General features: G+C 71.7%; 1 protein-coding gene. It reads left to right on the top strand.

Translation table 11 applies throughout. The features are described 5' to 3' along the window. Positions 1 to 2: 2 nt before the first annotated feature. On the top strand, positions 3 to 16,040 hold a 16,038-nt coding region (locus ACFWGJ_RS30095), incomplete at its 3' end, for a hypothetical protein (protein ID WP_387330940.1).

A 16,040-nucleotide genomic window follows, 5' to 3' on the forward strand; every position in this document is an offset into this window, starting at 1 on the left:
GCATGATGGCCTCGCCCGAGGTCAACGCGATGCTCTTCATCCTCACCGGTGAGAAGCTCATCGATGCCGACGAGGACCTCGCCTACGACAGCCGTCAGCCGTACTCGGGCCTGGGCCGCAAGCTCAACAGGATGTCCTCGCTCATCGAGAAGTCCATCCATGACATCGCCCAGGTCATGCCCGACGACCTCTCGAAGTCGTACGCCAAGGCGATGGGCATGCTCATCGACGACGGCGGCAAGAACTACCTGCGCGAGTTCTCCGAGCAGCTCGACAAGATCGCCGAGGGCCGGCGCAAGACCTCCATGGACATCATGGAGTCGAAGTGGCAGGTCATCGCCGAGGTCATCCGGCTGCTCATCGAGATCGCCATCTATCTGGCGATGTCCTTCTTCACCGGCGGCGCCTCCGCCAGCCAGATCATGATGGCCAAGCTGCGCAGCCGGTTCATGATCCTCACCACGCTGACGCATCTGCTCCAGCGGCTGCACCTGGCGCCCTCGCTGACCGAGGCGTTCGCCGAGGCGTTCACCACCTTCGCGGTCCGCCTCGCGATGATGAACTTCGCCCCGAACGGCCGCAGGCCCGACGGCTTCGACTGGAACGACATCCTCAAGTCGGCCGCGTTCGGTGCCGCGGCGGGCTTTTTCACCAGCATCTTCGACAAGTTCGCGAAGGACATCGTCAAGGCCTTCGACAGCAACTTCTTGAAGAAAGGACCGGATCTCGACTTCAAGAACGGTCCCAACTTCAAGAACCCTCCGAAGCTCGACTTCAACAACAACGGGCCGAAGCCCAAGCCGAACCCCGACCCCGGTCCCGGCCCCGGCTCCAAGAACGACCCTCCGCCGACCAACAGCCCGGGCCCCAACCCGAACCTCAACGGCCCCAACCTCCCGAACAAGAACTCCTTCTCGTTCCGCTTCAACCCGAACTCCTTCAAGAACAACACCAGCCTGTGGCGCAACAACCAGATCCTGAAGCACAACGCCGACCGGCCGGGCGCGCTCGCCGGGCACTACGGCCTCAAGGGCACCGCCGACTTCCTCGCCGCCGGCGCCGGTGAGGGCCTCGCCGAGATCCTGATCAAGGGCGCCTTCGACGGCGACTGGTCCACCAGCTGGTCCACGTTCGTCGGCGCGGGCGTCAGCAGCCTGGCCGAGGGCGGTCTGTCGTCCACCGCCATCAACAGCGGCGCCGAACTGCGCAACACCATCGAGAAGTTGCGCAACCAGCCCCCACCCACCATCTCCAGCGGCAACACCGACACCGACACGCGGGACTCCGGCGACTCCACGCGCTCCCGCGGCGACTCCGACAGCGCCGACGGCCCCTCGGACACGGACACCTCGGGTCCCTCGGGCTCGTCCAACTCCACGGGCGGCGGGTCCACCCGCAACTCGCCCCCGCCTTACTCCCAGCAGAACACCGGTACGGGAGACTTCACCGGGGACCACACCGGGACCGACCTGCCTCCGCCCTACTCGGTCGGCGAGCCGCCCCCGTACGTCGGCGTGAACCCGCCGGCGTACACGCCGGGTCCGCTGCCCGTGACCGCCGCGGAGAACGAGCTGTGGCAGCAGGTCCACAACGGGCCCGCCGAGGTCCGCGAGCAGGCCCTGCGCGATCTCGCCGAGCTGCGCGGCTCCCAGCAGCCCGGCAGCACCGAGATCGGGGTTCGCGACACCCTGCACAGCAACCTCTCGCAGCTGCCCGAGGTCCGGGTGGTCCCGGCCGGGAACGGCCCCGCCGCCCAGATCGACGCCGACGAGGTCCGTCGCGCACTCGACAGCTTCGGCACCCCGGTCACGGTGGACACCCCGCTCGGCACGGACGGGTTCGGCAACGACATCTCCGGCAACTCCGTTGTCGAGCAGGGCGGTTCCGACGCTGCGCAGGTCGATCCGGACGTGGGCTCCGAGCAGGCGAACGGCGGTCCTGTCCCGTCCAACGGCCTGACCAACTCGGCTGCGACGAACACCGGTACGGGGACCAATACCGGCACGGGCACGGGGACGAACACCGGCACGGGTACCGGTACGAACACAGGTGCTCGGACGGGTGGCACCCCCGCCGCCGGAACGAACCAGTCTTCCTCGAATTCCTCGAACTCTTCGACCTCCTCGGAGACGCAGTCCCAGGATTCCAGCGACCTGGATCTCACGAACCCGGCGGACGGTTCGCAGACCACGACGGATGACACCGCGCAGACCACGGAGACGACGACAGACCCGCAGACCACTGTCTCCCCGGACAGCACCACCTCCCCGGAGACGGTCAACTCCACTGATACGTCCGTCACTTCGGACCCCGCCGAAAGCGCCCCCGCGCCGGACACCGACGTCGCAGCGGCGCCCCCGAAGGTGAACACCACCGGCTCGTACGCCGACACCGGTGACGTCCGTGACACCGGTGACGTAGGCGATACTGGCGACGTACGTGACATCACCGGCCCGAGTGACGTGAAGGCAGGGCCCACCGCCGTCGCGAGCCCCGAGGTCACCAAGGCGCCGCCGCTGACGATCGTCGTCTCGGAGGTGCCGCCGCCGGGGGAGGGGGCGCCGGAGGCGGCCGAGCTGCTGGACGGTGCCGGGGTCGACCGGGCCGTGGTGCTCGGTCCCGCGGTCTCCCCGGACGGATCGGGCCGGCCGGTACGCGCCGCTGTCGAGCTGACCCGGGAGGCGCCGGGCGCCCCGGTCCGGGTCCGTCCGCTCGCCGGCCCGCCGCCCGCCATGACGACGGACGGCACCTCGGACACCGCCGTCACCTCGGACACCTCGGACACCGACTTCCCCGGCGCGAACGTGCTGCTGCCGCTCGCCGACGCCTTCGGTCATACCCCCGCCACGACCTCCGGCCCCACCCCGCAGGCCGAGGTGAAGACCGACAGCGACCCGGCCCCCGCCCCGGCCCCGCGCCCGAAGCTGGTCTCGGACGTGCTGACCGGCCTGAACGGCAACGGAGTCGGTCCGGCCCCCACGGACACCTCCGCCCCCGTCACGGCGAAGCTCGCCACGCTGTCCCGGCCCTGGACCGAGACGGCCACCGACCTGCATCTGGAGTCGGGCGACAGCGAGGCGACCGGCGGCCGGACCTCCGACCTCGGCGGCGGACGCGGGCCCGGCGACGGCGGCCCCCCGCCGCTTTCCCCCACCACGTCGCCCGAAAGCTCACCCGACACGTCACCTGACACGTCACCCGACACGTCGGACAGCGCCCTCGCGGCACCCCCGGTGACGCTCCCCGCGACACCCCCGCCCTCCGGGCGGATCGTCGTCCGGCCCACGAGCGGTCCGGTCGTCACCACCCTGGACGGCCACACCGTTCCCGTAGCACAGCTGCGCCGCCTGGTGCCGGACTCGACGGTGAAGCCCCAACCGGGCCGTGCCGTACAGACGTTGACCATCTCGCAGGGCCCTGCCGAGGACGGCACGGCGCACAGTGCGGCGCGTCGCGAGCTGCTCGGCCAGGACACCTTCCGGGGTGTGCGCACCACCTCCGTCGCCCCGACTCCGGAGACCGCCGGGGACCCGCCGGTCCGCCGTACCGTGTTCACCGGCCCGCCGACCGCGCTGCCCGGCTCGGGCACCGAGCGCGGCGCCGACTATTTCGTGGGACACGCCACTCCCCGTACCGTCACCCTCGGCACCGACGACGCGGCCCGCCCCACCATCAAGGTCAGCGGTGTGCAGCTCGGCGAAGTGCTCAACTCCTGGGCGCAGGACGGCGATCAGGACCGGCCGCTGGTGCTGTTCTCCTGCGAGACCGGACGGCAGCCGGAGATCGCGGGCCTGCCGGTGGCCCAGCACGTGGCGAACCGTACCGGGCGCCAGGTGTACGCGCCGACCACCGAGGTGGGCACGGCCCGGGACGCCGACGGCAATGTCCGCGCGGTGCTCACCGAGGGCGCCGACGGGCCGGGCGGGTGGCGCCTCTTCACCCCGGAGCCCAGCGGCTCCGACCTGGACGACCTGGCCCGGGACGCCGGTCTGCACGCGGGTCCGGGACCGGCCGACGCCTTCGCCAGGGCCCGTACCCTCCAGCAGATCCGTACCCTGCGCGGCGCTCTCGGTCCGGACGCCGAACAGCGCCCGGAGAACCGGGAGCTGCTCGCCGCACTCGCGTTCGTGGACAACCTGCGCTGGGCCGGCCAGGACACCGCGGCGCGCTACGGCGACGGCCGCATGACTCCGGACCTGCTGCGCCGCATGACCGTCGACCGGCGCGGTGCGACGGCTGACACCAGCACCGATCCCGCGGCCGACCCCACCGTCGAGCAGTACACCGAGTTTTTGCGTGCCGCGGCCGAGTTGCGTGCCACCGCCGGGCCCGAGACCACGCTCGACACCCTGCTGCCCCCGCCGCCGCCCGCGCTCCCGCCCACCACCATGGTCTCGCCGGAGGACGTACGCGGGCTGTCCTACGCGCCCGCCGCGCAGATCACCTGGTCGCTCTCCGGCACCCCGCTGCCGCTGTCCGAGCTGAAACTGAGTGCCGAGGACACCGCCGAACTCGCCCGCCGCAGACCCGATCTGGCACCCACGCCGAGCCGTCCGGAGAGTCTCGCCGAGGACCTGAACCTCCTCAGCAAGACCAAGCCCGGTTCGGTGGGCATCGTGCGCGCGAGCGGCCTGGCCTTCCGGCGGCTGGACACCCCGGGCGGCGGGAACTGCCTCTTCCGGTCGGCGCTCGACAGCGCGCGCAGTCAGAGCGTCCCGCCCGCGTGGGCCTCGGAGAACGTTGCCAGGCTGCGTACCCGGTTGCGTGACCGGATCACCGGTACCGAACTGGGCGACAGCATGGACCTCGCGATCCCGGACCCGGTGTTCGCCGTGGTGGACGACCTGCGCATGCGCGCCCTCGCCGGGGTGCAGAACACGGCGCAGCGAGACCGGATCACCCGCCGGTGGAACCGGATCGCGCAGGACGTCGTCACCAACGCCGACCCCGCCGAGTGGCAGCGGATCATCGGCGACAGCGACTACGCGCAGCTCGCCGCCGTGGTGCCCACCCCCGCCGCCGCGCGGCGCCTCGGATCCAGGGGACTGGTCGCCGCGGCGGCCGAACTCTCCGACCTGTGGGCCTCCCCCTTCGCCGACCTGCTCCCGGAGGCGCTGGCGCACACCCTGGACCTCGACCTGCGGCTCGTCCAGCCCGATCCGCGGTCGGCGGGGACCACCTTCGTCAACACCCTCAACCCGGGCGGCCAGGGCGGCATACTGCACCTGTCCTACAACGGCACCGACCACTTCGACGCGCTGGTCCCGGCCTCGGCGCCGCTCACCCCCGTACCTGACCCGGCCACCCCCAAGCCGGACCCGAACGGGACCAAGGACCCGGCCACGCAGGATCCCGTCACCGAGGACCTGGGTGCCGAGGGTGTCTTCGGGGAGTGGCTGCGCAGCATGGGCGGGGTCACCGACCTCGACAGTCCCGCCCCCGAGACCCCCGACCGGGGTGACCAGGTACCGCTGGAGACCCAGCTCGAACGGTACCGCCCGGCACGGCTGCTGACCGGCCCGGACGCCCGGCCGCCGGGCCCGGCGCCGCGGACCGTCACCTTCGAGGACGGCAGCAGGCTCCCCACGGTTCTGATCAACCCGGGCGCCGACCCGGGCGACGGGACGCCGTCCGGAGGCAAGTCCGGCAAGTCCGGCAAGTCCGGCAAGACCGGAAAGACCGGGAAGACCCCGCCTCGGACCGGGCTCTTCACCGGCCTGGGCAAGACCACCCTCCGCTCGCCCGAGCAGGTGGCCGAGGAGATCCTGAGCAAGCTTCCGGCGAAGCTGCGCTCCCAGTTCGACGAGGCGGAACTGCTGCGGCTGCTGACCCAGCAGCCCGACGCCTTCACCGCCCCGCGCGGTGCGCGTTTCGTCGGCCGCGAGAAGTCCGGGGTCGGCCACGAGATGACGGTCGAGGCCATCCCGTACCACCGCTGGGAGCGCTTCTCGAACGTGGGTGACGCCACCGTCAGGGTGGACACCATGCGGCGCGGCCAGGCCGGTACGGGCGGCGGGCGCAGCGTCGGTTTCGGGCGGCGGATCGCCGGCGGTCTGAGCATGGGGCCGCCCCTCAACTGGCTGCTGAAGATCGGTTTCTCGCTGGGCTGGACGCGCCGGACCGACTACGCGCAGGGCACCCAGGCGTACAACCAGTCCGAGTGGCGCAACTGGGAGGGCTCGCACCTGCACCTGGACGACGTCCACTACCGGGTTCGGGTGGACCGCGTCACGGAGGGCCCGAAGCCGCCCCCGACTACCACCGCCCCGACGACGACCGCCACTCCGACCACCGCCACTCCGAGCACTGCCACCCCGGGCACCACCACGACGACCGTCACCCCGCCGCTGCCGACGTCGGGTTGGCAGCGCACCCAGGTGCACGCCGCCGAGTTCGCGATGCGCGACGGGCTGAGCTGGCGGCTGCCGGACGACCTCACCGTGCCCTACAAGGGGCCGCAGCGGGCACCGAAGACGCTCACCTTCCCGAACGGCATCGAGCCGCGGATGACCGACACGACCGCGCTGCATCTGGCGGACTCGCCGGAGGACTTGGCGATCGCCATCTCCGGTGCCCGGCCCGGGAGTTCGGCACACCGCACGCTGGTCTCGTACGTCCGGCCGGGGCGGCTGCTCGCGCTGTTCGGCCGGTTCTCCGGACCGGTCACCGGGCCCGAGCTGACCCGGGGCAGCGGACAGCACCCGCTGGGGCACCTGATCGTGGAACGCTCGGTGCCGCACCGGGCCACCCTGGTCACCGAGTCGGTCAAGGCGGAGCTGCGCGACCTCACGCAGACCACGTACCAGAACGAGCGCGGGCACGTCCGTGACACCCGTCTGGGCATCCAGATCACCGCGGGACCCAACTACACCCTCGCCGGTCCTGAGACCGACGTACGTCTCCAGGGCGGCCCCCTCGTCCGCGCGGACCTCTCCACCGGGCGCGGTCACTACCTCGGCGTCGACGCGGCCCGCAAGACCACCGGCCGGGTCCGCAACCACCCCGTCGCGCTCTACCGGGTCGAGCGCACCCTGATGGTGCGCAAGCCCGGCGAACCAGCGTCCGCCGCCCGCCCGGTGCAGGTGGTCAGCCTGGACTGGATCTCCACCCAGGACGCACGCCGCCTCGCGGGCTGGGACAGCCGCACACCCGGCCAGGCGGGCCCCAACCCGGACGCCGAGCCGCCGGTGCCGTGGTACCTCACCCGGGAGGACCCGGTCCACCTCAGCGGACAGGTCCGTGCCGAGGGCTTCCGCCCCGTCGCGCCCCCGCAGACCCAGACGCAGTCCCAGACCCCGCCTCCGCCCCCGGTCCAGACCCAGTCCCAGCCCCTGACCCAGGTACAGCCGTCCGGTCAGGGCCAGTCCCAGTCCCAGCAGCCGACCCAGAACGCGACACCGCCGCCCGCCCCCCAGGACCCCATGCACGCCTTCACGGACGCGGTCCTGGACACGCTGCACCAGTCGTACCCGTCGCTGTTCGTGCCGCCCTTCATGCTGCGGCACCCGCGGCTGGCCAAGTTCTGGTACGGCGACGGGCGGATGCGGACCGCGCTGCACAACGACCGCCAGGTGCGCGAGGCGCTGAACAGACCCAGCCTGGCTCAGAGCCTGGACGACCTGTCCACCACGGGCGTGCCCGTCACCCTCACCGAGGACGGCAAGGTGCGCCGCGGCCACCACACGCTCGTCCTCAAAGCCCGCCTGACCGACCGCCGGTTCGAGACCACCATGAGCGAGCGCTCGCTGCGCAACGCGGTGATCGGCACCGAGGTCTCCGGCCAGGGAGAGCAGGCGGCCGTCACCCTGTCCGGCGGTGTGGAGATGGGTGTCGGGCCACGCGACCACGACAAGGTGCCCGAGGTCGGACTGCCCCGCCAGGCGGGCAGCGTGGCCGTCGGACTCCGGCACGCGCGCACCGACCAGAAGGCCACCAGGAACACGGTCGCGGTCGTCCACGACCACCTGATGTTCCAGACAGGCGCCGACCTCTACAGCTACCAGGTGGAACTGGGCGCCACCTTCGAGGGCCACCGCCGCCCGCGCGGCTGGGCGAGGCTCGCCTCGGTCGGCCTGCTCGGCGCGGGCGTCTTCGTCAGCAAGGTCGAGGAGCGGCCCCTGTTCACCCGGGGCAACGAGACCGTCGGCCGGGTGGAGCTGGCCGTCCCGGCCGCACACGGCTCCGACCATCACGCCCCGGCCGATCCGCCGCCGACCGGTACGGCACCCGCCACCGCGACCACGCCCGCCCCGACGCAGCTCTCCGCCGACGCGGCGGACCAACTCCTGGACGGCACCCGCCCGTCGCCCGCCACGGAGACGGCCGACCAGCAGCTCACCAAGAAGCTGCTGCGCGCCCCGCACGTGGTGCTCAGCGCCGAGGGCGGCCCACAGCGCCAGCAGCTCATGCAGGACACCGCCGACCGCGCCTCGGGAACCTCCTGGCACGTCAGCGCGCCCGGCGCCCCGGTGCGCACCGCACTGCGCCGCGCGATGGCGAACCTCAGCGTCGCGGGCCAACTGGGCCAGTACCTGGGCCCGTTCGGCTCCCGTATCGCCGGACTGAACGGCGCCGGGCCCTTCAGCACCCACTACCTCAAGGGAGCCGTCCGCGGTGAGCTGAGCAACTTCCGGGTCAAGAGCGACCCCAAGCCGGCCAGCTCCGAGACGACCGTCGGCAACGAACACCGCGTCAACGGCACCGCGAGCACCGTCGCGCGCACCACCCTCGGCCTCCAGGGCGGCGACACCCCCCTGCAGCAGGCCCCGGGCGGGCCTGCGGTGGTCGGCTCGTACTCGGCTGCCCTGCAGTACGCCTGGGGCAAGGGCCGCAGCGTCTCGCAGACCCTCACCCGGGGACGCAACACCACCTTCGCCTACGCCGGCCGGATGTACCTGGTGGTCGCCGACACCGCCGAGACCATCGCCGTACGGGACCGGTGGACAGCCGCGATGGGCGCGATCGGCACCCGGGCCGGGGCCGGCCTCAGCTCCGCGGCCGGACTCGTCTCCGACCGCCTGGGCAACGCTCTCGCCCCGCGCAGGGCCGCCGCCGCGCTCCAGCGCATCCGCGACGCCGTCATGTTCCACCTGCCGATGCAGGACGTCATCGAGGCGGGCCTCGCCCCGGACGGCCTTGGCGACAAGACGCCGCACAACCTCGGCCGCGGCTACCGGGTGCCCCCCTACCTGCGGTTCCGCCGCTTCCCCACCCACCCCAGCGGCCAGCTCGACGCAAGTCCCGTGGCACAGCAGCTGATCCCGCAGCTGGCACGGATCGGGGTGCCCTCGCACGACCGGGAGCAGGTGCTCCAGCGGCTCTCCCCGGACTTCCTCGCCGCGCATCTGCACGAACTGACGACCGACGGCATGACCCTGCCGGTCCGCTACCGCACCTGGTCGAACATGTTCCACCTGCCCGTCAACGGCAGCCCCGGACAGCTCAAGTTCACACTGACACCGATCACCACCACCGTGGACCGGCTGCGTACCGGCTACGAACTGGAGGACTACCGCACCACAGCCCGCGACATCGCCGGCGGCACCTCACAGGACCGCGGCGCCGACGTGACGCTCAGCGGGGGCCAGCGCGCCGCCGAGGACGGCGTCCTCATCGCCAACCCCTCGCTCCAGGGCACCGCCGCCAAACAGCGGTCCAGCGCCCGTGTCCAGACCGCCGGCACCACCGCGATGCCGAACATCGCCACCACCCAGGCCCACGCCGAGGTCATCACCACCTACGCCCTCACCGTCACCATGACGGACGCGACCGGCGACGCCCTCGCCCCCAGCGTCTCCGCCGTCCCCGTCGGAACGCTCAACGAAGTACTCCCCGCCAGCCTGCTCACCCCGGACGGCGACGGGTCCGACGGCGCGCTCACCGAGCAGGACGTACCGGAACCCGAGCGCGCGGTCCGCGTCCTGACGGCCGCACAGGCCCGCCCCGATGGCATCGCCGCCTGGCGGACCTCCGCCGCCGGGGACCCCGGCGGCAGCCCCGACCCGGACGTACTGCCCTTCGACGACACCATCGGCTCCGGCATCCTCGCCGTGGACATCCGCGGCGCCGGCAACGTGCACGACGCCCTGACCATCGCCACCGCCCGCGCCGACGGCCTCGGCGACGGCGACCTCGGCCACCGCCACACCGGCGCCCACCTCGCGAGCCGCCTGCGCATGGCCCGCCTCACCCCGCTCACCGGCGTCGGCACCGCCCCCGGCCAGGCCCAACAGGAGGCCACCACACAGGTCGGCCTGACCGGCGGATTCCGCGAGGCGCTGAGCGCGCACGGCGCGGCACTGCCCACCCAGTCGTCCTCCCACCTCCTCGGCCAGTCGCACACCGCCGACTCCCGCCTCTACGCGAAGATGCACCGCCGCGGCGCCCGGCTGCTCGCGGTGGAGAACAAGCCCCGCATGGAGGCCATGCAGCGGGCGAAGACCTCCGACGCGCTGGAAGCCGGCATCACCGACAACGTCGAGGGCGCCGTGGGCACCGCGCCGCTCGCCGGAACCAGCAACGCCGGTGTCACCAACCCGGGCGCCACGGTCCCGATCGGCGGCACGAACGACGGCACCACCCTCAAGGGCACCGCGGACACCACCCTCGGCACCCACCTCAAGGTCGTCACCGACCGGAGCATGCTCTTCGCGATCCCGGTGAGCTGGCTCTCGGTGGCCGACGTGGACCACCGCTACACCGACAGCCGCCCGCTGCGCGCGCTCGGCAAGGCCAGACGCGGGCCGCGCGCCGCCGAGGCCGAGACCACCGCCCTCGTCTGGCTGCGCGAGGACCTCGCCCGCGACTACGGACTCCTCGACGACACCTCGTACACCGACGACGTCGTCGCGGCCTGGGACGCCCAGGCCAAGGCAGCCGCCGACCTCGCCACGGCCGAGAAGAACTACTACGACGCCCGGGCACGCTCCCGGGAGACCTGGCTCGACCTGAGCGACGAGGAACGGGCCGCGCTCGGCGACGACAACTCCGGAGAGCCGACCGACCTGCCGCCGGACGTCTTCTACTCCCCGGCCGTCATCGCCTGGCAGGCCGCCCGCGAGGAGGTCCACCGCTGGCAGCTGCGCACCGACGCAGCCGCCGCCGACCACCACCGGCTGCACCTCGCCGCCTCCCGCCTCACCGCCCACCACCAGGGCTCGGCCACGGTCACGGCGCCGGACGCGCCGCAGGAGTACACGGCGCCCGACTGGCGTTCCGAGGCCCCCGAGCCGTACACCGTCACCGACGCCACCGACACCACGCCGCGCACCCTCACCTCGCCGGACGGCGTCACGGTGCGCGAAGTGCACGACATGCCGCACGACGGCGCCTCGTTCTTCCACGCGCTGCTCGCCACCGCCGACACCTCGGGCCGCCTGCCGTACCTGCTCGGCGACGACCTCGCCACCCGGTTCACCGCCGACCCCGGCGATCCGGCGGTCACCGCGGAGGCCGTCGAGGCCGCCCGCCACCGTCTCGCCTGGGCCCTGGGCGAGGACGGCAACCAGGACCTGCTCGACGCCCTCGCCCTGGACGCCGCGGACACCTTCACCCAGGCCGAACTCGACATGGCCGGCGTGGTGTTCACCCCCGCGCAACAGGCCGAGTTCGACGCCTTCGGCCGCCTCCCGCAGACCTACTGGCCGACCCCCGGACAGCGGGTGGCGCTCGCTTCACTGGCCCTGTCACGCCCGTTCGCGAGCGAGCCGCGGCAGGACGGCGGCACACAGCCGGCCGACGGCACACCGGAACCGCCCGAGCGCCGCGCGGGGGACCACGGCGGCGCCGACCTGCTGCCCGCCCTCGCCGCCCGCGTCCTCGGCACGCCGCTCACGGTGGTGACCGGCGAGGGCCGCGACCAGCTGTTCCTCCCGCACGGCGTCGACGCGGCCTCCGTCGACCCGGCAGCCGACCCCGTCCTCTTCGCCACCGACGGCTTCTTCCACGCCGCGCTCCCGACCGGCACCCCGGCCCCCGTGGCCACCGCGCTGCCACCGACCACGACCGCTTCGGGTTCGACGACCGGCACCTCCGCCGTCGGCACCACGGACCCCACCCCCGAGCAGCCGGCCGCACACCGCAGCCACAGCACCGCCCCCTGGCTGCCGCCCGCCGACAGCACCGGCCCGCGCTACCGCATGGACCGCGACGGCGTCCTCACCGCGCCCGACGGCGCCACCTACACCCAGGGCACGCCCACCGGCCGCGGCAACGGCTTCTTCGGCGCGCTTTCCACGGCCGTGCACCAGGCCTCGCAACAGCCCGGAATCGCCGGTTCGGAGGCGACACGGCTGCGCAGGCGCGCCGCGGCGCCGCCCATGGAACTGATGCGCCGTTACGGTCTGCCAGGGGACCGGACGAAGCACGACACCCTCTTCTCCCCTCCGCCGCTCCCCGCCGGGCGCCCCGGCGACCCGCCGCCGAGCCAGTTCATGCGCGACGCCCACCTGCGCCGCCACCTCGCGGAAGCCTCGTGGGGTCAGGCGGCCGACAGCGCGCTGGCCGAGTGGGCTGCCACGGCGGCCGGCGCGACCGTCACCCTGATCGAGGAGAACGGCACCGCCCACACCTACGCGGGCCCGTCCGGCGACAGCGGCCCGCACATCCGGCTCCGCCGCCGGGGCGGGGACTTCGTCCCGCTGACCCTGCGCACCCCGGCGCCTGCGCCCGCGCCGAAGGCTCCGGAGCCGAAGGATTCGAAGGAGTCGAAGGATCCGAAGACGTCCGGGTCCAAGGACGCGAAGGGTACGAAGACGGAGGTCCTCACGGGGACCGAGGTGGAGGGCTCGACGCCGGTCGGCGCGGAGCCGCTGGTGCCGCCGATGCCGCCGGTGCCGGATCCCGCGCTGACGGCCCCGGTCCCGCAGGACGCGATCACCGCTCCGCTGCCCCCGTCACCGACCGGCAGCGACCTCCCGGGCGTCGTGGAGGAGGAGGCGTACGAGCTGGGCACGTTGTCCGGCAACGACGACGGCACCGGCACCGGCACCGACGCCCCTACGGCTCCCATCTCGAACCCGGTCCCGGACCCGGACTCGAACCTGGACCCGGCGCCCGCCCCGGAGCCGACCCTCCGCCCCTTCAAGCTGGGGAACTTCGAGTTCACCAACCTGAACCAGACCGACAGGTACGTCGACAAGGCAGTCCGGATCATCGAGCTGCTCGACGAGCACCGCACCATCAAGACCTACGTCGGCGACCGTCCCGTACGCATCACCCTGCACCTGCGTACGACGGAAACCCCCGCAGACGTACGCGACCTGGGCGACGCCGGTGTCCAGATCAACCTCGCGAGCTACTACTTCGAGAAGTACGACACCGGCTACATCATGGGGATGCTGGCCCATGAGATCGGCCTGCACCCCCTCGCCTCCCGCAACGCGGAGATTCCCGAGCAGGAGGAGGCGTACCAGGGGATGCCCCTGACGGTGCCGGGGCTGAGCGATCTGAGGACTCCGCGCACCATGAACACCGAGGGCGCGGGCCAGGCAGACCACATCATGGCCGCCTACCCGAACACCATCCGGCACCGCACCTACCGCGACATCGTCACAGAGATGGCCAGGGTGCTCGCGCAGCGCGCGCGGATCGGCGTGCCGGGAGCCAAGTCGCAGGACGTCACCGACCTGTTCGAGACCTATCTGATGGACCTCGCCTCCATCGCGGTCACCAACGACTACCGCATCAACGCGGTCAAGGAGCCCAACTACACGGCGCGGGTCTACAACGCCTACAAGGACCTGCTGCACGCCGAGCTGGCGGGGAACACCGCCCTTCAGGCTCTACTGCCCTCGAACAAGACCCTGTTCGGCGTCGCACGGTCCTTCACCCAGCTGGCCAGCAGCATCGCGACCAACAATCGCGGCGACAGCATCCAGCAGCCCGTTGCCACCGCCCCGCCGCAGACCGCGGACAACACCGCCGGTGAGGTACGCCCGAGACTTCCCCGGACCGACACCGGCACGGCCACCAACACCGATACCGGTACTGACGCCGACGCTGCGTCGCAGACCCGGGCCCCCAGCACATCGCGGCCCAAGGGTCCCCGCGACACCCGTCCCCGGTTCGTGGTGCGCTCCGGCTTCGACGCCCGGCGGTTCTCGTACCAGGGCGAGCCGGTCACCGAGCTGACCGTCCGCGTCGCGCTGCGTGGCACGAACGAGCAGGCCAACCAGGTGTTCGACCAGCTCAGGGCGGGCGTGGACGAGTTCCTGAACGCCCCGGCCCACCGCCTCTTCAACGGCGACCGGCTGCATGTGACCGTCGAGCACGTCGACCTCCCGGAGGTCCCGCGGGCTCCGGGCGCCAAGGATGCCCCGCACCTGACCGTGAACCTGGCGGGCCGGGACCAGGCGATGGACCAGATGACCTGGTGGGCCGACGCGGCCCCGGTCCAGTTCGTGCATGAGCTGACCCACCAGCTCGGCCTGCGCGACGAGTACCGGGATGCCGACTCGCCGCAGCGCCCGCACGTCCTCGGCAGTCTGCTGGGCGACCTCGACGCGGCGCCTGAGGACTCCTCGCTCGCCCCCGCGGGCTTGCGCGACCGCCACCTGGCCCTGCTCGGGGCGCTCATCGGCGAGGTCACCCCGGCGCCTGCGCAGGACACCGACCTGCCTGAGCAGAGCTGGGCGGAGGCCCGACAGGGTGCCACCGCGGAACCTCGCGAGGCCATCTGGGTGGACCCGGTCTCGCTGCCCCGGCCGGCCACTGACGGGACGACCGTCACCGAGGTTCCGGCTCGTACGCAGCCGGATGCGGAGCCGGCTGCGTCGGTGCCGGTGCTGCGTCCGTTCAAGTTGGGGAATTTCGAGTTCACGAATCTGAATCAGACGGACCGGTACGTCGACAAGGCGGTGCGGATCGTCGAGTTGCTGGATGAGCACGGCACGATCAAGAGTTTTGTCGACGGCCGTCCGGTGCGGATCACGCTGCATGTGCGGACGACCGAGACTCCTGCCGATGTGCGTGATCTGGGTGCTGCCGGTGTTGAGATCAACTTGGCGAGTTATTACTTCGAGAAGTACGACATCGGTTACATCATGGGGATGTTGTCCCATGAGATCGGTCTGCATCCTCTGGCTTCGAGTAATGCGAAGATTCCTGAGGAGGAGGATCTGTATCGGGGCATGCCTCTGATGGTTCCGGGGTTGGAGTCTCTGAGTACGCCGCGGTTCATGAATACCGAGGGTGCGGGTCAGGCGGACCACATCATGGCCGCGTTCCCGCACACGATTCGGCATGGCATCTATCGCGACATCGTGCTGGAGATGGCCGAAGTGCTCGCCCAGCACGCGCGGGTCGGAGTCGCGAACGCCAAGCCCAAGGACGTCACAGACCTGATCGACACCTATCTCATGGACCTCGCTTCGATCGCGGTCACCAACGACCATCGGGCGCGAGCGGTGCGGGACCCCGCGTATACGGCGAGGGTCTACAACGCGTACAAGGCCCAGTTCGCCGAGCAACTCGCTGAAAACAGTCCGGTGCGTGCCCTCCTGCCGGGGGACAAGGGCCGGTTCGGTGTCCTGGGTGACTTTGCCGCGCTCGCCACCAGTGTGGGGACCAACAACCGTGGCGACAGCATCCAGCGGCCCGTCGCTCCGGAACCCGCCGCGGAACCGACCCCGGAATCCACCCCGGCGGCCCATCCCGGCGAAGCGCGCCCCCGGCTGCCCCAGTCCGACACCGACGCGACGTCGGCGCCTGCCGCGGCCGTCGCGCCGACGCTCACTGCATTCAAGTTGGGGAATTTCGAGTTCACGAATTTGAATCAGACGGACCGGTACGTCGACAAGGCGGTGCGGATCGTCGAGTTGCTGGATGAGCACAGCACGATCAAGAGTTTCGTTGACGGCCGTCCGGTGCGGATTACGCTGCATGTGCGGACGACGGAAACCCCTGCCGATGTGCGTGATTTGGGTGCTGCCGGTGTTGAGATCAACTTGGCGAGTTATTACTTCGAGAAGTACGACATCGGTTACATCATGGGGATGTTGTCCCATGAGATCGGTCTGCATCCTCTGGCTTCGAGTAATGCG

Source organism: Streptomyces sp. NPDC060205, from assembly GCF_042728395.1.
Lineage (GTDB): Bacteria > Actinomycetota > Actinomycetes > Streptomycetales > Streptomycetaceae > Streptomyces.